16 protein-coding genes and 1 tRNA gene are annotated in these 21,119 nt (G+C 60.8%); 16 read left to right on the top strand and 1 reads right to left on the bottom strand.

The features are described 5' to 3' along the window. The first annotated feature begins 33 nt into the window (after positions 1–33). From DY201_RS16445 to DY201_RS16390, 12 genes are all read left to right on the top strand, one after another. Positions 34–540, top strand: a complete 507-nt coding sequence (locus DY201_RS16445; RefSeq protein WP_115732115.1) for a metal-dependent hydrolase — start codon at positions 34–36, stop codon at positions 538–540. Positions 541–743: 203 nt separating this feature from the next. After that, positions 744–819 (top strand) — tRNA-Trp (locus DY201_RS16440). A 303-nt stretch (positions 820–1,122) separates the two neighbouring features. After that, positions 1,123–1,323, top strand: coding sequence for a preprotein translocase subunit SecE (gene secE, locus DY201_RS16435; protein WP_067966516.1), 201 nt, complete (start codon positions 1,123–1,125; stop codon positions 1,321–1,323). Between the two features lie 26 nt (positions 1,324–1,349). Further along, positions 1,350–1,877 (top strand): transcription termination/antitermination protein NusG, encoded by a 528-nt coding sequence (gene nusG, locus DY201_RS16430; protein WP_115732114.1) that lies wholly within the window; start codon positions 1,350–1,352, stop codon positions 1,875–1,877. A 153-nt stretch (positions 1,878–2,030) separates the two neighbouring features. After that, complete coding sequence (gene rplK, locus DY201_RS16425) at positions 2,031–2,459, top strand: 50S ribosomal protein L11 (RefSeq protein ID WP_115732113.1); 429 nt, start codon at positions 2,031–2,033, stop codon at positions 2,457–2,459. 4 nt (positions 2,460–2,463) lie between these two features. Further along, a complete protein-coding gene (gene rplA / locus DY201_RS16420) occupies positions 2,464–3,162 on the top strand; it encodes a 50S ribosomal protein L1 (protein ID WP_115732112.1) in 699 nt (232 codons plus the stop codon). A gap of 388 nt (positions 3,163–3,550) precedes the next feature. After that, positions 3,551–4,069 carry a 50S ribosomal protein L10 gene (gene rplJ, locus DY201_RS16415; protein ID WP_067961867.1) on the top strand — a complete coding sequence of 173 codons (519 nt, stop codon included), beginning with the start codon at positions 3,551–3,553 and terminating at the stop codon, positions 4,067–4,069. 54 nt (positions 4,070–4,123) lie between these two features. Further along, positions 4,124–4,498: a 50S ribosomal protein L7/L12 gene (rplL, locus tag DY201_RS16410; RefSeq protein WP_067961869.1), complete on the top strand. Its 375-nt coding sequence runs from the start codon at positions 4,124–4,126 to the stop codon at positions 4,496–4,498. 205 nt (positions 4,499–4,703) lie between these two features. Beyond that, the gene (gene rpoB / locus DY201_RS16405; protein WP_115732111.1) at positions 4,704–8,837 is read left to right on the top strand and encodes a DNA-directed RNA polymerase subunit beta; all 4,134 of its coding nucleotides are present in this window, start codon (positions 4,704–4,706) and stop codon (positions 8,835–8,837) included. A gap of 175 nt (positions 8,838–9,012) precedes the next feature. Beyond that, positions 9,013–13,209 (top strand): DNA-directed RNA polymerase subunit beta', encoded by a 4,197-nt coding sequence (rpoC, locus tag DY201_RS16400; protein ID WP_115733830.1) that lies wholly within the window; start codon positions 9,013–9,015, stop codon positions 13,207–13,209. A 135-nt stretch (positions 13,210–13,344) separates the two neighbouring features. Continuing rightward, a complete protein-coding gene (locus tag DY201_RS16395) occupies positions 13,345–14,439 on the top strand; it encodes an esterase-like activity of phytase family protein (protein WP_115733829.1) in 1,095 nt (364 codons plus the stop codon). 169 nt (positions 14,440–14,608) lie between these two features. Beyond that, positions 14,609–16,030 (top strand): APC family permease, encoded by a 1,422-nt coding sequence (locus DY201_RS16390; protein WP_115732110.1) that lies wholly within the window; start codon positions 14,609–14,611, stop codon positions 16,028–16,030. Positions 16,031–16,063: 33 nt separating this feature from the next. Here DY201_RS16390 and DY201_RS16385 read toward each other — a convergent pair whose 3' ends face one another. Further along, positions 16,064–16,345: a transcriptional regulator gene (locus DY201_RS16385; protein ID WP_115732109.1), complete on the bottom strand. Its 282-nt coding sequence runs from the start codon at positions 16,343–16,345 to the stop codon at positions 16,064–16,066. A gap of 475 nt (positions 16,346–16,820) precedes the next feature. Between DY201_RS16385 and rpsL the strand changes: the two genes are divergently transcribed. From rpsL to tuf, 4 genes are all read left to right on the top strand, one after another. Beyond that, positions 16,821–17,192 carry a 30S ribosomal protein S12 gene (rpsL, locus tag DY201_RS16380; protein WP_008837709.1) on the top strand — a complete coding sequence of 124 codons (372 nt, stop codon included), beginning with the start codon at positions 16,821–16,823 and terminating at the stop codon, positions 17,190–17,192. A gap of 77 nt (positions 17,193–17,269) precedes the next feature. After that, positions 17,270–17,740: a 30S ribosomal protein S7 gene (gene rpsG, locus DY201_RS16375; RefSeq protein WP_067961877.1), complete on the top strand. Its 471-nt coding sequence runs from the start codon at positions 17,270–17,272 to the stop codon at positions 17,738–17,740. A gap of 32 nt (positions 17,741–17,772) precedes the next feature. Further along, positions 17,773–19,863, top strand: coding sequence for an elongation factor G (gene fusA / locus DY201_RS16370; protein ID WP_115732108.1), 2,091 nt, complete (start codon positions 17,773–17,775; stop codon positions 19,861–19,863). A gap of 67 nt (positions 19,864–19,930) precedes the next feature. Then, positions 19,931–21,106: an elongation factor Tu gene (gene tuf / locus DY201_RS16365; protein WP_115732107.1), complete on the top strand. Its 1,176-nt coding sequence runs from the start codon at positions 19,931–19,933 to the stop codon at positions 21,104–21,106. The last annotated feature ends 13 nt before the right edge of the window (positions 21,107–21,119 follow it).

Here is a 21,119-nt window from a genome sequence, read left to right as displayed (position 1 = left end):
CGGAATTTGTCCTGGGAACAGGGGAAGCGTTGCATGCTGATCGCGCATCTGCCGGCCGGTTTCATCTTGGGGATGCTGGCTCGGAATGTGAGCGGCAATGCCCGCGCAATCATGCCGGCGGCGCTTCTGGGCAGCGTCGCGCCCGACCTCGACATGTTCTATTTCTATCTGGTCGACGGCCAGCAGACGCACCACCACAGCTATGTGACACACTGGCCGCTATTTTGGCTCTGGCTTGGATGTGTCGTGATGCCGCTGGTCGGGAGGTTATGGCCACGGTTCGCAAAGGCCGGCTTGGTGTTCTTCGTCGCGGCCATGCTCCACATGATGCTCGGTTCGATCGCCGCGCCGATGCTGTGGCTGATGCCGTTCAGCGACTTCTCGGTTGAGCTTGTCACCATTCCGGCGCGCTATCCGCACTGGGTGCTGAGCTTTGTCCTGCACTGGATTTTCGCGCTCGAGATCACCATCTGTGCATGGGCAGCGTTCCTGGCCGTCAGACAGCTTCGGCAGCGCAGACTGGGTGAAAGCCGTGCGTGAGGGCTGCTTGCTGCTGATCCCTAGCTGCACGTCTCTATCTGTACGCCGGCACAAAGTCCTGGCTTCGGCTGGGCGAGGGCGCCTGTGTTGCGCCTGACGAATTCCGGCTGTGAATGTTTCCGACATCACGCATTGCGCTCTTTACAGACGGCGAGGAAATCCTTAGGAAGCCCGTGCTGCGCAGATGATGCGCGGCGAGATGCACGGGCATAGCTCAGTTGGTAGAGCGGCGGTCTCCAAAACCGCAGGTCGTAGGTTCGAGCCCTGCTGCCCGTGCCAGTCTTGCCAGAATTCGCTAATTCAGGCATAAGGACTTCAATAGCCGGAACGGAACGACTGGATGGTTCCGACGCGGCGTTTAAACGTAAAGCTTGTTCCTGCCACTTGCGTGGAGAGAGAATCGGTTTTATGTAAGCGAAACAGACACGCGGCGCGTGGAGCTGGGGATCCGGCTTTACGCGTCCGAATTGCATGGGCGAAATGTTGCGCTGATTCGGTGCGAATATCGGCCGTGTGATGGCATCTCCCGGTCACGGGATCATCCAGAAGTCCGGTCAACGGACGTTGAGAGCAGAGCGGCACATGGCGAAAACCACGAACCCCTTCACCTTTCTGCAGCAGGTAAGGTCGGAAACGGCGAAGGTGACGTGGCCATCACGGCGCGAGACGATGATCTCCACGGTCATGGTTCTCGGCTTTGCAATTATTGCGATGATTTTCTTTTTTGCCGCTGACCAGCTGATGGCATTCGCCGTCGAGCAGATCTTGGGCATGGGCCGTTAAGGCTGCGAATACGGAGAATTCCTGAGATGACTGCGCGCTGGTACATCGTCCACGCCTATTCGAACTTCGAAAAGAAGGTCGCCGAGGACATCGAGCACAAGGCCAAGCAGAAGGGCCTGAGCGAGCAGATCGAGCAGATCGTCGTTCCGACCGAGAAGGTTGTTGAGGTTCGTCGCGGCCGCAAGGTCGATGCCGAGCGCAAGTTCTTCCCGGGCTATGTGTTGCTGAAGGCCCATCTGACCGACGCGGTCTTCTCGCTTGTGAAGAATACGCCGAAGGTCACTGGTTTCCTTGGTGATTCCAAGCCTGTGCCAATCACGGAAGCTGAGGCTCAGCGCATCCTGAACCAGGTCCAGGAAGGCGTCGAGCGTCCCAAGCCGTCGGTCACGTTCGAGATCGGCGAAGCGGTTCGCGTTTCCGACGGTCCGTTCGCGTCGTTCAACGGCTTCGTCCAGGAAGTGGACGAGGAGCGAGCGCGCCTCAAGGTGGAAGTTTCGATCTTCGGGCGCGCCGTGCCTGTCGATCTCGAATTCGGTCAGGTCGAAAAGGGCTGATCGAACGCCCGTCACCGGTTTCGGTGGTGGGCAGTGTCGGGCGCAGGCCTGGCGCAAGCATGGTGGGAGAAGAGGCGGCTTAGCCGGTTGTCTTTTTCGCACCACCGAACTGCAACCGCCGGTCATCCGGCATAAAACGAAAGCAGGAAAGAGATGGCTAAGAAAATAGCGGGCCAGCTCAAGCTCCAGGTTTCCGCGGGTTCGGCGACGCCGTCGCCCCCGATCGGCCCGGCGCTTGGTCAGCGTGGCATCAACATCATGGAGTTCTGCAAGGCGTTCAACGCGCAGACCCAGGAGCTCGAGAAGGGATCCCCGATCCCGGTCGTGATCACCTATTACCAGGACAAGTCGTTCACCTTCGTCATGAAGACGCCGCCGGTGGCCTACTTCCTGAAGAAGGCTGCCAACCTCAAGTCGGGTTCAAAGGAGCCGGGCAAGATCAAGGCTGGCGAGATCAGCAGCGCCAAGGTGCGCGAGATCGCCGAAGTCAAGATGAAGGACCTGAACGCGAACGACATCGACGCCGCCATCAAGATGGTCGAAGGCTCGGCTCGTTCCATGGGCCTGGAAGTGGTGGGCTGAGATCATGGCTAAGATTGCAAAGCGCGTTTCCAAGTCCCGCGAAGGCATCGATGTGAACAAGGCTTACGGCCTTGGTGAAGCCATCGAGCTTTTGAAGGCCCGCTCGTCGGTCAAGTTCGACGAGACCATCGAAGTCGCCATGAACCTCGGCGTCGACCCGCGCCACGCTGACCAGATGGTCCGCGGCGTGGTCAACCTGCCGAACGGCACGGGCCGTACTGTCCGCGTCGCTGTGTTCGCACGTGATGCCAAGGCTGACGAAGCCCGCGCCGCCGGCGCTGACATCGTCGGTGCGGAAGATCTCGTCGATATCGTCCAGAAGGGTCAGATCGACTTCGATCGCTGCATCGCCACCCCTGACATGATGCCGCTGGTCGGTCGTCTCGGTAAGGTGCTCGGCCCGCGCGGCATGATGCCGAACCCGAAGGTTGGCACCGTGACCACCGACGTCGCTGCAGCCGTAAAGGCTTCGAAGGGCGGCGCCGTCGAGTTCCGCGTCGAGAAGGCCGGCATCATCCACGCCGGCGTGGGCAAGGTCTCGTTCGACGTCAAGGCGCTGGAAGAAAACGTCCGCGCCTTCGCTGACGCGGTCAACAAGGCGAAGCCCGCAGGCGCCAAGGGCGTCTACGTCAAGAAGGTGTCCGTCACCTCGACGATGGGGCCTGGCCTTAAGGTCGACCTCGGCACGCTCGCCGCGTCCTGATGATTGGAATCGGGATCAGCCGGCAACGGCTGGATCCTGAAAACTATTCCGGGCCTCCGGGCCCGGATTTTCGGAAGCTGGCAACAGCTTTCGAAAATCCTGTCCGAGATTGCAGGCGGTCCAGGCGACCCTTGGTCCTTAATTCGAATGGGCCTGCATGAGACGGGTGAAGACCAGACAACGGAGCTTCCGCTCCAATGAAAGGTTCGAACCGTGTTTGCCTTTTGTCTGCGCATCGCGCCGGGCCGCAAGCCCGTCAGGTGTGGCGAAAGGGGGCAGGATCCTCGAGCGCCGTTCGGGTGATCTGGAATTTCTGGATTGGCCGCCCGGCAAAAGGCAACCCGACCGCTCACCCCGCAAATGGGAGGCGGTCAACTGGAGATAGGCAGTGGACAGAGCGGAAAAACGCGAACTCGTCACGGGCCTGAATGACGCGTTCTCGAACGCAGGTTCAGTCGTCGTGGCCCACTATGCCGGTATCACCGTCGCGCAAATGAACGATCTTCGCGTGAAGATGCGTCAGGCCGGCGGCACCGTCAAAGTCGCGAAGAACCGTCTCGCCAAAATCGCTCTTCAGGGCACGGAATCCGAAAACATCATCGATCTGTTCAAGGGACAGACGCTGGTTGCTTATTCGGAAGATCCGATTGCAGCGCCGAAGGTCGCGTCCGAATTCGCCAAGACCAATGACAAGCTTGTCATCCTTGGTGGTTCGATGGGCACGACCTTGCTCAACGCCGATGGTGTGAAGGCTCTCGCCTCGCTCCCGTCGCTCGACGAGCTGCGTGCAAAGCTGGTTGGCATGATCGCCACCCCGGCTACCCGGATCGCCCAGATCGTCAATGCGCCGGCGGCTTCGGTCGCGCGCGTCATTGGCGCTTATGCCCGGAAGGACGAGGCGGCATGAGGCCGTTCCTCGCTATCATCAACTCACGTTCGAACTGATTGAAGGAATAGAAAAATGGCTGATCTCGCAAAGATCGTTGACGACCTGTCGGCCCTGACCGTCCTCGAGGCGGCTGAGCTGTCGAAGCTCCTCGAAGAGAAGTGGGGCGTTTCGGCTGCAGCTCCTGTGGCTGTTGCTGCTGCTGGCGGCGGCGCTGCTGCTGCTCCGGTCGAAGAGAAGACCGAGTTCGATGTCATCCTGGCAGCTGCCGGCGACAAGAAGATCGAAGTCATCAAGGAAGTCCGCGCCATCACCGGCCTGGGCCTCAAGGAAGCCAAGGACCTCGTCGAAGGCGCTCCGAAGCCCGTCAAGGAAGGCGTTTCGAAGGCTGACGCCGAGAAGCTCAAGGCTCAGCTGGAAGCAGCTGGCGCCAAGATCGAGCTTAAGTAAGCTCACGGTTTCGGTGGGCGGCGCATTTGCCGCCCACCGGCTCCCGTGACCCGGGGGATTGTGTGGGGAACCTATTTCCTGATGGCCGCAAGCGGCTTTCAGGAAACGGGTTTTCGCCCGTTTTGGATAGGCCGCCGCCGAGGCGGCGCGAATGCAAGGTGAGCATTAGCGACGCTCACCCCAAGAAAGGCAGCAAGGAGCGACGATGGCCCAGGTCCAGACTTTCAATGGCCGCAGACGCGTACGCAAGTTCTTCGGAAAGATCCCGGAAGTTGCGGAGATGCCGAACCTCATCGAGGTTCAGAAGGCATCCTACGACCAGTTCCTCATGGTGGACGAGCCCAAGGGCGGCCGTCCCGATGAAGGACTGCAGGCCGTTTTCAAGTCGGTCTTCCCGATTTCTGATTTCTCCGGCGCGTCGATGCTGGAATTCGTCAAGTATGAGTTCGAAGCACCGAAGTTCGACGTCGACGAATGCCGTCAGCGCGATCTGACATTCGCTGCGCCGCTCAAGGTGACGCTGCGCCTCATCGTGTTCGATATTGACGAGGATACCGGCGCGAAGTCGATCAAGGACATCAAGGAGCAGGACGTCTACATGGGCGACATGCCGCTCATGACGTCCAACGGCACCTTCATCGTCAACGGCACCGAACGCGTCATCGTCTCGCAGATGCACCGTTCGCCTGGCGTCTTCTTCGATCACGACAAGGGCAAGTCGCACTCGTCGGGCAAGCTTCTGTTTGCCGCGCGCGTCATCCCTTATCGCGGTTCGTGGCTCGACATCGAGTTCGACAGCAAGGACATCGTCCACGCCCGTATCGACCGTCGCCGCAAGATCCCGGTGACGTCGCTGCTGATGGCGCTCGGCATGGACGGCGAAGAGATTCTGTCGACCTTCTACAACAAGATCACCTACAAGAAGTCGGGCGACCACTGGCGCATTCCGTTCTCGGTAGACCGTTTCCGCGGCCTCAAGGCTGTCGGCGACCTGGTCGACGCCGACACTGGCGAGATCGTTGTCGAAGCCGGCAAGAAGATCACCGCACGTCAGGCCAAGCAGCTTGCCGAAAAGGGCCTCAAGGCGATCAAGGCGACCGAAGACGATCTCTTCGGCAGCTACCTCGCCGAGGACATCGTCAATTACGCTACCGGTGAGATCTTCCTCGAAGCCGGCGACGAGATCGACGAAAAGACCCTGAAGGTCCTGCTCGCGGCTGGCGAGGAAGAGATCAAGATCCTCGACATCGATCACATCAATGTCGGCGGCTACATCCGCAACACGCTGACAGTCGACAAGAACGAAAGCCGCCAGGACGCGCTGTTCGACATCTATCGTGTCATGCGTCCGGGCGAGCCGCCCACCATCGACACCGCGGAAGCGATGTTCAACTCGCTGTTCTTCGACAGCGAGCGCTACGACCTGTCGGCTGTCGGCCGCGTCAAGATGAACATGCGTCTCGAGCTCGACGCTGAAGACACCGTCCGTGTCCTGCGCAAGGATGACATCCTTGCCGTGGTCAGGACGCTTGTCGAACTGCGCGACGGCAAGGGCGAAATCGACGACATCGACAATCTTGGCAACCGCCGTGTCCGTTCGGTCGGCGAGCTGATGGAAAATCAGTACCGCGTCGGTCTGCTCCGCATGGAGCGCGCGATCAAGGAACGTATGTCCTCGATCGAAATCGACACGGTCATGCCGCAGGATCTGATCAACGCCAAGCCGGCGGCTGCCGCCGTGCGCGAGTTCTTCGGTTCCTCGCAGCTGTCGCAGTTCATGGATCAGACCAACCCGCTCAGCGAGATCACCCACAAGCGTCGTCTTTCGGCGCTTGGACCCGGTGGTCTGACCCGCGAGCGTGCTGGCTTCGAAGTCCGCGACGTGCATCCGACCCACTACGGCCGTATCTGCCCGATTGAGACGCCGGAAGGACCGAATATCGGTCTGATCAACTCGCTGGCTACCTTCGCACGCGTCAACAAGTACGGCTTCATCGAGAGCCCGTACCGCAAGATCGTCGATGGCACGCTGACCAATGAGGTCGTTTATCTCTCGGCTATGGAAGAGGCCAAGCACTTCGTTGCGCAGGCCAACGCCGAGCTCGACAAGGATGGCCACTTCGTCGACGAGTTCGTCATTTGCCGTAACGCCGGCGAAGTGATGATGGCGCCGCGCGAAAACGTCGACCTTATGGACGTTTCGCCGAAGCAGATGGTGTCGGTCGCCGCAGCGCTGATCCCGTTCCTGGAAAACGACGACGCCAACCGCGCTCTGATGGGCTCGAACATGCAGCGTCAGGCCGTGCCGCTGGTGCGCGCCGAGGCTCCGTTCGTCGGTACCGGCATGGAACCGATCGTTGCCCGTGACTCTGGCGCTGCCATCGGCGCCCGCCGCGGCGGCATCGTCGACCAGGTCGACGCGACCCGTATCGTTATCCGTGCGACCGAAGATCTCGACCCGGGCAAATCCGGCGTCGACATCTACCGTCTGATGAAGTTCCAGCGTTCGAACCAGAACACCTGCATCAACCAGCGTCCGCTGGTTCGCATGGGCGACCGGGTCAACAAGGGCGACATCATCGCTGACGGTCCGTCGACCGAGCTCGGCGATCTGGCTCTCGGCCGTAACGTGCTCGTCGCGTTCATGCCGTGGAACGGCTACAACTACGAGGACTCGATCCTGCTCTCCGAGCGCATCGTGGCCGACGACGTCTTCACCTCGATCCACATCGAGGAGTTCGAGGTCATGGCGCGCGATACGAAGCTCGGACCTGAGGAAATCACCCGCGACATTCCGAACGTTTCGGAAGAAGCGCTGAAGAACCTCGACGAAGCCGGTATCGTCTACATCGGTGCGGAAGTTGCACCGGGCGACATCCTGGTCGGCAAGATCACGCCGAAGGGCGAAAGCCCGATGACGCCGGAAGAGAAGCTTCTGCGCGCCATCTTTGGTGAAAAGGCCTCCGACGTCCGTGACACCTCCATGCGCATGCCGCCCGGAACCTTCGGCACCGTTGTCGAAGTGCGCGTCTTCAACCGCCACGGCGTGGAGAAGGACGAACGCGCCATGGCGATCGAGCGCGAGGAAATCGAGCGTCTCGCCAAGGACCGTGACGACGAGCAGGCGATCCTCGATCGCAACGTCTACAGCCGTCTGAGCGACATGCTCATCGGCAAGGACGCGATCGCCGGACCGAAGGGCTTCAAGAAGGGCTCGACCGTCGCCAAGGAGACGCTGGACGACTATCCGCGTTCGCAGTGGTGGCAGTTCGCCGTCGAAGACGAGAAGATGCAGGGTGAGCTTGAAGCTCTGCGCGGCCAGTACGACGACTCCAAGAAGCAGCTCGAGCAGCGCTTCATGGACAAGGTCGAGAAGGTGCAGCGCGGCGACGAGATGCCGCCCGGCGTGATGAAGATGGTCAAGGTCTTCGTTGCGGTGAAGCGCAAGATGCAGCCCGGCGACAAGATGGCCGGCCGTCACGGCAACAAGGGTGTCGTGTCGCGTATCGTTCCGGTCGAGGACATGCCGTTCCTCGAAGACGGCACGCATGCTGATATCGTGCTCAACCCGCTCGGCGTGCCTTCGCGCATGAATGTCGGCCAGATTCTGGAAACGCATCTGGGCTGGGCATGCGCAGGCATGGGCAAGAAGATCGGTGAACTGATCGAGGCGTACAAGTCTGGTGGCGATATCAAGCCGCTGCGCGAGACGCTCGAGAGCTTCATTCCAGCCAATGACCGCAACGAGCCGGTCCGCGATTACGACGACGAAAGCATCATTCGCCTCAGCGAGCAGATGAAGCGTGGCGTCTCGATTGCGACCCCGGTGTTCGACGGCGCGCATGAAGCCGACATCAACATCATGTTGGAGCAGGCGGGTCTTCACACTTCCGGCCAGTCGCAGTTGTACGATGGCCGTACGGGTGAGCCGTTCGACCGCAAGGTGACCATGGGCTATATCTACATGCTCAAGCTTCATCACCTGGTCGACGACAAGATCCACGCCCGTTCGATCGGACCGTACTCGCTCGTTACCCAGCAGCCGCTGGGCGGCAAGGCGCAGTTCGGTGGCCAGCGCTTCGGCGAAATGGAGGTCTGGGCGCTCGAGGCTTACGGCGCCGCCTACACGCTGCAGGAAATGCTGACCGTGAAGTCGGACGACGTGGCGGGCCGTACCAAGGTCTACGAGGCCATCGTGCGCGGCGACGACACGTTCGAAGCGGGCATCCCCGAGAGCTTCAACGTTCTCGTCAAGGAAATGCGTTCGCTGGGCCTCAATGTCGAGCTTGAGAACACCAAGGTCGACGAAAACCACCGGCTGCCAAACGCTGCCGAGTAAGCACTAAAGGCGCGCCGCGGGGTTTTCCCGCGGCGTCGCCGCTGAGCACGATCCCCAAGGTTGGGTACTGATCGCGCTCTTCGATGAGAATTCTTCGGCGATGGCCGAAAGCAGGCGGGCGCTCTGGCCCGCACAAGATGAAAGGGGCTTTCGTGGCCCCGAAAAGGAGAACGGCATGAACCAAGAGGTCATGAATCTCTTCAACCCCCAGGCGCCTGCGCAGGTGTTCGATTCCATCCGGATTTCGCTCGCCAGCCCTGAGAAGATTCTGTCCTGGTCGTTCGGCGAAATCAAAAAGCCGGAGACGATCAACTACCGCACCTTCAAGCCGGAGCGTGACGGGCTGTTCTGCGCCCGTATCTTTGGCCCGATCAAGGACTACGAGTGCCTGTGCGGCAAGTACAAGCGCATGAAGTACAAGGGCGTCATCTGCGAAAAGTGCGGCGTGGAAGTGACGCTGTCGCGGGTTCGCCGCGAGCGCATGGGCCACATCGAGCTCGCAGCGCCCGTCGCCCACATCTGGTTCCTGAAGTCGCTGCCCAGCCGCATCGGCACGCTGCTCGACATGACGCTCAAGGATATTGAGCGCGTCCTGTATTTCGAGAACTACATCGTCACCGAGCCGGGCCTGACCGCGCTCAAGGAGCACCAGCTCCTTGGCGAGGAAGAGTACCAGATCGCCGTCGACGAATATGGCGAGGACAGCTTCACCGCCATGATCGGCGCTGAGGCCATTCACGACCTGCTCGCCTCGATGGATCTCGAGAAGATCGCTGGCGATCTGCGTTCGGAACTGGCCACGACGACGTCGGAACTGAAGCAGAAGAAGTATCTCAAGCGCCTCAAGGTGGTTGAGAACTTCATGGAATCGGGCAACCGTCCCGAGTGGATGATCATGAAGGTCGTGCCGGTGATCCCACCGGACCTGCGTCCGCTGGTCCCGCTGGATGGCGGCCGCTTTGCGACCTCCGACCTGAACGATCTCTATCGCCGCGTCATCAACCGTAACAACCGCTTGAAGCGCCTGATCGAGCTCCGCGCGCCGGGGATCATCATCCGCAACGAGAAGCGCATGCTGCAGGAGGCCGTCGACGCACTGTTTGACAACGGCCGCCGTGGCCGCGTCATCACCGGTGCCAACAAGCGTCCGCTGAAGTCGCTGTCCGACATGCTCAAGGGCAAGCAGGGCCGCTTCCGTCAGAACCTGCTCGGCAAGCGCGTCGACTATTCCGGCCGTTCGGTCATCGTGACCGGTCCGGAGCTCAAGCTGCACCAGTGCGGCCTGCCGAAGAAGATGGCGCTCGAGCTGTTCAAGCCGTTCATCTACGCCCGCCTCGACGCCAAGGGTTATTCCTCGACCGTCAAGCAGGCCAAGAAGCTGGTCGAGAAGGAAAAGCCGGAAGTCTGGGATATCCTCGACGAGGTCATCCGCGAGCATCCAGTTCTGCTCAACCGCGCACCGACGCTGCACCGCCTGGGCATCCAGGCCTTCGAGCCCACTCTGATCGAAGGCAAGGCCATCCAGCTGCATCCGCTCGTCTGCACGGCCTTCAACGCTGACTTCGACGGCGACCAGATGGCCGTCCACGTTCCGCTGTCGCTCGAGGCTCAGCTCGAAGCGCGCGTGCTGATGATGTCGACCAACAACATCCTGCACCCGGCTTCCGGCGCGCCGATCATCGTGCCGTCGCAGGACATGGTTCTCGGTCTCTACTATCTCTCGATCGTCAACCAGAACGAGCCGGGCGAGGGCATGGTGTTTGCCGACATGGGCGAGCTTCAGCATGCGCTTGAGACCAAGGCGGTCACGCTGCACGCCAAGATCAAGGGTCGTTTCCGCACGGTCGACGCCGAAGGCAATGTCGTGTCCAAGATCCACGACACGACGCCTGGCCGCATGATCATCGGCGAACTGCTGCCGAAGAACGTCAACGTGCCGTACGACACCGCAAACCAGGAGATGACCAAGAAGAACATCTCCAAGATGATCGACACCGTCTACCGCCACTGCGGTCAGAAAGAGACGGTCATCTTCTGCGATCGCATCATGGCTCTCGGCTTCGCTCATGCCTGCCGCGCCGGCATTTCGTTCGGCAAGGACGACATGCTGATCCCGGATACCAAGGAAAAGCTGGTCGCCGACACCGAGGCTTTGGCCAAGGAATACGAGCAGCAGTACAATGACGGCCTGATCACCCAGGGCGAGAAGTACAACAAGGTCGTCGACGCCTGGGCCAAGTGCTCGGAAAAGGTCGCCGACGAAATGATGGCCCGCATCAAGGCGGTGGAGTTCGAGGACAACGGCCGTCAGAAGCCGATGAACTCGATCTACATGATGTCGCACTCCGGTGCGCGTGGTTCGCCCACCCAGATGCGCCAGCTCGCCGGCATGCGCGGCCTGATGGCCAAGCCGTCGGGTGAAATCATCGAGACGCCGATCATTTCCAACTTCAAGGAAGGTCTGACGGTTCTCGAGTACTTCAACTCGACCCACGGTGCCCGTAAGGGTCTCGCGGATACCGCTCTGAAGACGGCTAACTCCGGCTACCTGACCCGTCGTCTCGTCGACGTGGCGCAGGACTGCATCGTCAATTCGGTTGATTGCGGCACCGACAAGGGCCTCACCATGCAGCCGATCGTCGATGCCGGCCAGGTTGTCGCTTCGCTCGGCCTGCGTATCCTCGGCCGTACGTCGCTGGACGACATCAACCACCCGGTATCAGGCGATCTGCTGGTCAAGGGCGGTACTCTGATGGACGAACGCGACATCGAGGTCATCGAGAAGGCTGGCGTCCAGTCGGTCCGCATCCGTTCGGCCCTGACCTGCGAAGTCAAGGTCGGCGTCTGCGCGGTCTGCTACGGTCGCGATCTGGCACGCGGTACCCCTGTCAACCAGGGCGAAGCTGTCGGCGTCATTGCCGCGCAGTCGATCGGCGAGCCGGGCACGCAGCTCACCATGCGTACCTTCCACATGGGCGGCACCGCGCAGGTGGTGGACAGCTCGTTCCTTGAAGCCTCGTATGAGGGCAAGGTCGAGATCCGCAACCGCAATGTGGTTCGCAACTCCGACGGCAACCTCGTCGTGATGGGCCGCAACATGGCGATCCTGATCCTCGACGAAGCCGGCAAGGAGCGTGCCACGCACCGCGTCACCTATGGTTCGCGTATCTTCGTGGACGATGGCGACAAGGTGAAGCGCGGCCAGCGTATCGCCGAGTGGGACCCCTACACCCGTCCGATCCTCACCGAAATCGAAGGCCGAGTGGCGTTCGAGGATCTGGTCGACGGCATTTCCGTTCAGGAAACGGCCGACGAGTCGACCGGCATCACCAAGCGTGAGGTCATCGACTGGCGTTCGACCCCACGTGGCAACGATCTGAAGCCGGCGATGGTGGTTCAGGACGCCAAGGGCAAGGTCGGCAAGCTGTCGAAGGGTGGCGATGCCCGCTTCCTGCTCTCGGTCGAGGCCATTCTTTCGGTCGAGCCGGGTGCTCAGGTTCGCCCTGGCGACGTTTTGGCGCGTATCCCGATGGAAAGCGCGAAGACCAAGGACATCACCGGCGGTCTGCCGCGTGTTGCCGAGCTCTTCGAAGCCCGCCGCCCGAAGGATCACGCCATCATCGCCGAGATCGACGGTACCGTCCGCTTCGGCCGCGACTACAAGAACAAGCGCCGCATCATCATCGAGCCGCATGACTCGACGCTTGAACCGGTCGAATACCTCATCCCGAAGGGCAAGCCGTTCCATCTTCAGGACGGTGACGCCATCGAAAAGGGCGACTACATCCTCGACGGCAACCCGGCGCCGCACGACATTCTGGCAATCAAGGGCGTGGAGGCTCTCGCTTCCTACCTCGTCAACGAAATCCAGGAAGTCTACCGACTGCAGGGCGTGTCGATCAACGACAAGCACATCGAGGTCATCGTTCGTCAGATGCTGCAGAAGGTCGAGATCACCGCACAGGGCGACTCGATCTACATCCCAGGAGATCATGTCGACGTCATCGAGTTCGACGAGATCAACGATCGCCTGATCGAGGAAGGCAAGAAGCCTGCCGAAGGTCAGCCGGTCCTGCTCGGTATCACCAAGGCATCGCTGCAGACGCCGTCCTTCATCTCGGCCGCTTCCTTCCAGGAAACGACCAGGGTGCTGACGGAAGCTGCGGTCGCCGGCAAGACCGACATGCTGCAGGGTCTCAAGGAAAACGTCATCGTCGGCCGCCTCATCCCGGCCGGCACGGGCGGCATGATGAGCCAGATCCGGCGCATCGCCACCTCGCGCGACGAACTGATTCTCGACGAGCGCCGCAAGCTCTCGGGTGCGGAGATCGCCGAGCCGATCCTGACCGACATGGTCAACGCTGCTCAGTAAGAGCGTCGTTGCAAGGAACTGGAAAAGGGGGCTTCGGCCCCCTTTTTTCATTTCGGTGACGCCCAGGCTTCATGCCGCTGTCAAATGCCGCCGCTAGCAATACTGCTTCAACGCACATGCCAGGTGGCCGTCATCATGAAAACCGTCTTCTCCGCTCTCGCCGCCCTGCTGGCGTCGGCTGCTATGCCCGCTTATGCAGAGGAAGCCGTGCCGTTCAAAGCGTCATTGCTCGGTCAGGTCGTTCTGCCGACCGGGCTGAAGATCGCGGGCACCGAGTTCGGCGGCATTTCCGGCCTCGACTACGACGCTGCGAGGGGGCTGTTCTACGCAATTTCGGACGACCGTTCGGAGCGCGCGCCGGCGCGTCTCTACACGCTCAAGCTTGCCATCGACAGTAAGGGCGTGCACGGCGTCGACATCGTTTCAAGTGCGGAATTGCGTAATGCCGAAGGTGCCGCCTTCGCCAAGAAGGACGTCGACCCCGAGGCGATCCGCTTCGACGCCGCGGCCAACCGCATCTTCTGGTCGAGCGAGGGTGATGCTGCCGGCCGGCCGGCGATCTATGAAGCAAAGCCCGACGGCAGCCACGTCAGAAGCTTCGCCATTCCCGAAACCTATCTGCCAGATGCCGACAAGACGCGCGGCGTGCGTGGCAACCTTTCGTTTGAAAGCCTCGCCATTTCGCCGGACGGCAAGACCCTTTGGGCGGGGACCGAGAACGCCCTGGCGCAGGACGGCGAAAAGGCGACGCTGGAGGCCGGCAGCCCGTCGCGCATCATCGGCTTCGATATCGCCAGCGGCACCGCTAAAGCCGAGCACGTCTATGACAACGGACCGATCTTCACCAAGGCGACCCAGGACCCGTTCTACAATGACAACGGTCTGTCCGAATTCATGTTCTTCGGACCCGGCGAGCTTTTGACGATCGAACGTTCCTTCGCGCTCGGCATCGGCAGCGAGATCAATTTCTACCTGGCGAGCTTCTCCGGCGCGACGGACGTCAATGGTTCTGCGTCGATCAAGGAAGTTGCGGCAAAGGCGATGTCCAAGCGCAAGGTACTGAAGATAGGTGAGGGGGACTTTGGTCTCGACATCGACAACATAGAGTCGGTCACGTGGGGACCGGAAGTGGACGGCCAACGCACTTTGGTCATTGCCTCCGATAACAACTTCAGCCCGGAACAGTTCACCCAGTTTGTCGTGTTGAAACTGGACGCCGCCACGAATTGAGTGGTCTGGGCCGATTGGCCTTTACGTGCCGATCCTTCCCTCGGAGCCGTCGGAGTGATCCGAAGGCCCTTTTTACAAGGTTTTGCTAATGTATTGAGGCGGTTTGACATCGCGAACTTACGAAAATAGCCTCCTCCTTGAAGTGCATCAGCCCTGAGAGGAGTGCCCGATGACCGACGTCCCCTCCGACGCGAAAGGACAGGGGGTATCGGTAGAGCCGAGCCTCCATCGCGTGATGGGCCCATGGCTGCTGCTGCTTTTCATCGTCGGCGATATATTGGGTACCGGCATCTATGCGTTGACCGGCCAGGTAGCCAAGCAGGTCGGCGGCGTGGTCTGGCTGCCGTTCCTCGTCGCCTTCATCGTCGCCGTCATCACGGCCTTCAGCTATCTCGAACTGGTCACCAAATATCCAAAGGCGGCGGGTGCGGCTCTTTATGCCCACAAGGCCTTCGGCATCCATTTCATCACCTTCATCGTGGCTTTCGCCGTGATGTGCTCGGGCATCACCTCGGCGTCGACGGCGTCGCGCGCCTTTGCCGCCAATCTTTCAGGAGCTTTCGATCTCGGACTTACCGGCACATATGGCATCACGCTCATCGGCCTGGTGTTCATGGCGATTGTCGCAGCTGTGAATTTCCGCGGCGTCGGCGAAAGCGTCAAGGCCAATGTGGTGTTGACCTGCGTCGAGTTCACTGGCCTGATGATCATCATCGTGATCGGCCTCTGGGCGATCGGCGCGGGCGAGGGCGATGTCTCGCGCATCACCCAGTTCCATTCGGCACCCGACCGCAGCGCCTTCTGGTCGGTGATCGCGGCGACCACGCTGGCCTTCTTCGCCATGGTCGGCTTCGAGGATTCGGTCAACATGGCCGAGGAGTGCAAGGATCCGACGCGCATTTTTCCGAAGGTTCTGCTGACCGGCTTGCTGATCACCGGCGTGATCTACGTTCTCGTGTCGATCTCGGCGATCACCCTGGTGCCGCCGGAACAGTTGGGCGAGGGCGAGACGCCGCTGCTCAAGGTCGTCCAGGCCGGCGCGCCGAACTTCCCGGTCGAAATCTTCGGCTTCATCACCATGTTCGCCGTCGCCAACAGCGCGCTCATCAACATGCTGATGGCGAGCCGGCTTGTCTATGGCATGAGCCGCGAACACGTGTTGCCGGAACTGCTCGGCAAGGTTCATGCTTCGCGCCGCACGCCCTATATCGCGATCGGCTTCACCACCTTGCTCGCCTTCGCGCTGATTACCTTTGTCGGCGAGGTTCCGGCACTCGGCGGCACGACGGCGCTGCTCTTGCTGTGCGTCTTCACCGTGGTCAACATAGCCGTGCTGGTGCTGCGCAAGGACACGGTCGGGCACGACCATTTCCGTACGCCGACGCTGTTGCCGATCCTGGGGGCGGTGGCTTGCGCCTTCTTCGCCGGTCCCTGGACCGGGCGCGATCCCGTTCAATACAAGATCGCCGGTATCCTGATCGGCATCGGCGTGGTGTTGTGGTTCGTCACCGTGCTGGTCAATCGCGCCACCGGCCAGAAGCCCGCCCAACCTGAAATGGCCGACATCGGCGGGGCAGGGCCGGTCAATTGACCGCTCTCTATATAGAGGTGAGATGTGCCGCGGTCAGAACGGCTCGTTGAAGGTGACGATCGAGACCTCGCCTTCGAGCGCGCCCTGATAGGCGGAGATGTGCGGCTCGTCGTCGGGTTCGCCCTGCATGTCGCCGATCTGGTCGAGTTCGGCTTCGGCGTAACCTTCCTTGGCCAGCGCGTCGAGCGCCGAGCGCACGGCGCTGTCGTCGTCGGGCGCAACCAGCATGATGTGCACGCCCTCCGGCTTGCCACCCTTCTTGCGCCAGACTCGGCCGGTGATGATCGTCACGGGCCGTTCGTCGTTGTCGTTCATGGTGATTCCCTGGAATTAGATTCGTTTGCGGGGGATTCGGCCCCGGTTTCCCCGATTTTCGCACGAAGGCGGGGTGCAAGACAGGACAAACAGCCTTATAAATTGGCTTCGAACCCATGCTGCAGCGCAATATAGTTGCTGCAACCCCGCCAAGCCGCCCGAAGCCCCGGTTTCGTTAAGGTTTTTAAGGGGACGGGCTTGACGGTAGGCGGTCATGCGAGTAGATACCGCCTCGTCTGAGCCGATGTGAGGTTGGCTTTTCCGAAGCGACGTGCTTTGGAGTTCACCTCAAACAGGGTTCGTTTTTTACGAGCGAGAAGACATTTCCGGCGTGCATGAAGCGGATTCGCTTCCTCTGCCTTTGTTCGGGCAAGACCGTAAAACGCGGTTTGGGGCCCGAATTCGCGTATGGATTTTGCGCTTGAAGCCGCCCCGAACGGGCTTGAGACACGGAATTGAGAGACAAGAGGGTTTAATGCCTACCGTCAACCAGCTGATCCGCAAGCCGCGCATTGCGCCGGTGAAGCGCAACAAGGTTCCGGCCATGCAGGCCAACCCGCAGAAGCGGGGCGTTTGCACGCGCGTCTATACGACGACGCCGAAGAAGCCGAACTCGGCTCTGCGTAAGGTCGCAAAGATTCGCCTGACCAACGGCTTTGAAGTGATCGGCTACATCCCCGGCGAAGGCCATAACCTTCAGGAGCACTCCGTGGTCATGATCCGCGGCGGCCGCGTGAAGGACCTTCCGGGTGTGCGCTATCACATCATCCGCGGCGTGCTCGACACGCAGGGCGTGAAGAACCGCAAGCAGCGCCGTTCGAAGTACGGTGCGAAGCGTCCGAAGTAATTCGGGTTCTGCAATTTAGGCGCTGCGCGAGGTTCTCCGCGTAATAGAGCGTCGGCCAAGTTTGAGAGACAAGAACCATGTCACGTCGTCACAGTGCAGATAAGCGCGAAATCAACCCGGATCCCAAGTTCGGCGATCTGGTTGTCACCAAGTTCATGAATGCCGTCATGTATGACGGCAAGAAGTCGATCGCCGAAACGATCGTCTACGGTGCGCTTGATCAGGTTCAGGCCAAGACCAAGCAGGAGCCGGTCACCGTCTTCCATCAGGCGCTCGACAATGTCGCGCCGCACGTGGAAGTGCGTTCGCGTCGCGTTGGCGGCGCCACCTACCAGGTTCCGGTCGATGTGCGCCCCGAGCGCCGTCAGGCTCTCGCCATTCGCTGGCTGATTACTGCCGCCCGCAACCGTAACGAGACCACCATGGTCGACCGCCTCTCGGGCGAGCTGATGGATGCGGCTAACAACCGCGGCACCGCTGTCAAGAAGCGTGAAGACACCCACAAGATGGCGGAAGCCAACCGCGCCTTCGCGCACTACCGCTGGTAATAGCGCGACCGAACGACTGAGAGGCACCTCCCATGGCCCGCGAATACAAGATCGAAGACTACCGCAATTTCGGTATCATGGCGCATATCGACGCCGGCAAGACCACGACCACCGAGCGCATCCTTTATTACACGGGCAAGTCGCACAAGATCGGCGAAGTCCATGACGGCGCTGCCACCATGGATTGGATGGAGCAGGAGCAGGAACGCGGCATCACGATCACGTCCGCTGCGACCACGACTTTCTGGAAGGGCCGTGACGGCCAGCAGCGCCGCTTCAACATCATCGACACCCCCGGCCACGTCGACTTCACCATTGAAGTCGAGCGTTCGCTGCGCGTTCTCGACGGCGCAATCGCGCTGCTCGATGCCAACGCTGGTGTCGAACCGCAGACCGAGACCGTGTGGCGCCAGGCGGACAAGTATCATGTCCCGCGCATGATCTTCTGCAACAAGATGGACAAGATTGGCGCCGACTTCTATCGCTCGTACGACATGATCAAGTCGCGCCTCGGCGCCACTGCCGTTGCCGTCCAGCTGCCGATCGGCGCTGAATCGGAGTTCAAGGGCGTCGTCGATCTGATCGAGATGAACGCGCTGGTTTGGCGCGACGAGAGCCTGGGCGCTGCCTGGGACGTCGTTGAGATCCCGGACGACCTGAAGGAAAAGGCCGCCGAGTTCCGCGACAAGATGATCGAGTCCGCCGTCGAAATGGACGAGACGGCTCTTGAGAACTACCTTGAAGGCAAGATGCCTTCGAACGACGAACTGCGCGCGCTGATCCGCAAGGGCACCATCGCCGTCAAGTTCTTCCCGATGTTCTGTGGCTCGGCCTTCAAGAACAAGGGCGTGCAGCCGCTTCTCGACGGCGTCGTCGAGTTCCTGCCGTCGCCGCTCGACGTTCCTGCGATCAAGGGCATCGATGCCAAGACCGAAGCTGAGATCGAGCGCCACGCCGACGACAGCGAGCCGCTGTCGATGCTGGCCTTCAAGATCATGAACGATCCCTTCGTCGGTTCGCTGACCTTCTGCCGCATCTACTCGGGCAAGGTGGTCAAGGGCGCTTCGCTCGAAAACACCGTCAAGGGCAAGAAAGAGCGCCTCGGTCGTATGCTGCAGATGCACTCGAACTCGCGCTCCGACATCGAAGAGGCTTTCGCTGGCGACATCGTCGCTCTGGCCGGCCTCAAGGAAACGACCACCGGCGACACGCTCTGCGATCCGCTGCACCCGGTCATCCTCGAGCGCATGGAATTCCCCGAGCCGGTCATCCAGATCGCCATCGAGCCGAAGACCAAGGGCGACCAGGAAAAGATGGGCCTCGCGCTCAACCGCCTGGCTGCTGAAGATCCTTCGTTCCGCGTCAAGTCGGATGAAGAGTCGGGTCAGACCATCATCTCCGGCATGGGCGAGTTGCACCTCGACATCATCGTCGATCGCATGCGTCGCGAGTTCAAGGTCGAGGCTAATGTCGGCGCTCCGCAGGTTGCGTATCGCGAGACGATCACCCGCACCCACGAGCAGGACTACACCCACAAGAAGCAGTCGGGTGGTACCGGCCAGTTCGCTCGCGTCAAGCTGGTGTTCGAGCCGAACCCCGAGGGCGAAGATTTCGTCTTCGAATCGAAGATCGTCGGCGGTGCTGTTCCGAAGGAATACATTCCGGGTGTCGACAAGGGCCTCCGCAGCGTTCTTTCGTCGGGTCCTTTCGCAGGCTTCCCAATGATCGGCGTCAAGGCGACGCTCATCGACGGCGCTTACCACGATGTCGACTCCTCGGTGCTGGCCTTCGAAATCGCCGGTCGCGCCGCCCTTCGCGAAGCCGCTCCGAAGCTGGGTGTTCAGCTGCTCGAGCCGATCATGAAGGTCGAAGTCGTGACGCCGGAAGACTATGTCGGCAACGTCATTGGCGACTTGAACAGCCGTCGTGGCCAGATCCAAGGCCAGGAAAGCCGCGGCATTGCCGTCGTCGTCAACGCGATGGTGCCGCTGGCCAACATGTTCAAGTACGTGGATAGCTTGCGCTCGATGTCACAGGGCCGCGCCCAGTACACGATGCAGTTCGACCACTACGAGGCGGTTCCGACCGCGGTCGCTCAGGAAGTTCAAAAGAAATACGCGTAATTCCAACGAATTGCAGCGTTTTATTAATTCAACGCCCTTATCGGGCTAGCAAGAATGGAGACCTCACATGGCAAAAGGTAAATTCGAGCGTAATAAGCCTCATGTGAACATCGGCACGATTGGTCACGTTGACCACGGCAAGACGTCGCTGACGGCGGCGATCACGAAGTATTTCGGCGAGTTCAAGGCCTACGACCAGATCGACGCAGCGCCTGAAGAGAAGGCCCGCGGCATCACCATTTCGACGGCGCACGTCGAATATGAGACGCCTGCTCGTCACTACGCCCACGTCGACTGCCCCGGCCACGCCGACTACGTCAAGAACATGATCACCGGTGCTGCCCAGATGGACGGCGCGATCCTGGTCGTGTCGGCTGCCGACGGCCCGATGCCGCAGACCCGCGAGCACATTCTGCTCGCCCGTCAGGTTGGCGTTCCGGCCCTGGTGGTGTTCCTGAACAAGGTCGACCTGGTCGACGACGCCGAGCTGCTCGAACTGGTCGAGCTCGAAGTTCGCGAGCTGCTGTCGAAGTACGAGTATCCGGGCGACGACATTCCGATGATCAAGGGTTCGGCTGTTGCTGCGCTCAACGATTCGGACAAGAAGATCGGCGAAGACGCGATCCGCGAGCTGATGGCTGCCGTCGACGCCTACATCCCGACGCCTGAGCGTCCGATCGACCGTCCGTTCCTGATGCCGATCGAAGACGTGTTCTCGATCTCGGGTCGCGGCACTGTGGTCACCGGTCGCGTCGAGCGCGGCATCGTCAAGGTTGGCGAAGAAGTCGAGATCGTCGGCATCAAGGCAACCTCGAAGACGACGGTTACCGGCGTTGAAATGTTCCGCAAGCTGCTCGATCAGGGCCAGGCTGGCGACAACATCGGCGCGCTGATCCGCGGCGTTGGCCGTGAAGACGTCGAGCGCGGCCAGGTGCTGTGCAAGCCGGGTTCGGTGAAGCCGCACAAGAAGTTCGTGGCTGAAGCCTACATCCTGACCAAGGAAGAGGGTGGCCGTCACACGCCGTTCTTCACCAACTACCGTCCGCAGTTCTACTTCCGCACGACCGACGTGACCGGCATCGTGTCGCTGCCGGAAGGCACCGAGATGGTCATGCCCGGCGACAACATCACCGTCGACGTCGAGCTGATCGTGCCGATCGCCATGGAAGAGAAGCTCCGCTTCGCTATCCGTGAAGGTGGCCGTACCGTCGGCGCCGGCATCGTCGCTTCGATCAAAGAATAATCCGAATTAACGA

Origin of the sequence: Aminobacter aminovorans (assembly GCF_900445235.1) — a bacterium.
In the GTDB taxonomy this organism is placed as follows: domain Bacteria; phylum Pseudomonadota; class Alphaproteobacteria; order Rhizobiales; family Rhizobiaceae; genus Aminobacter; species Aminobacter aminovorans.
This window is presented reverse-complemented; position numbering and strand designations above follow the sequence as displayed.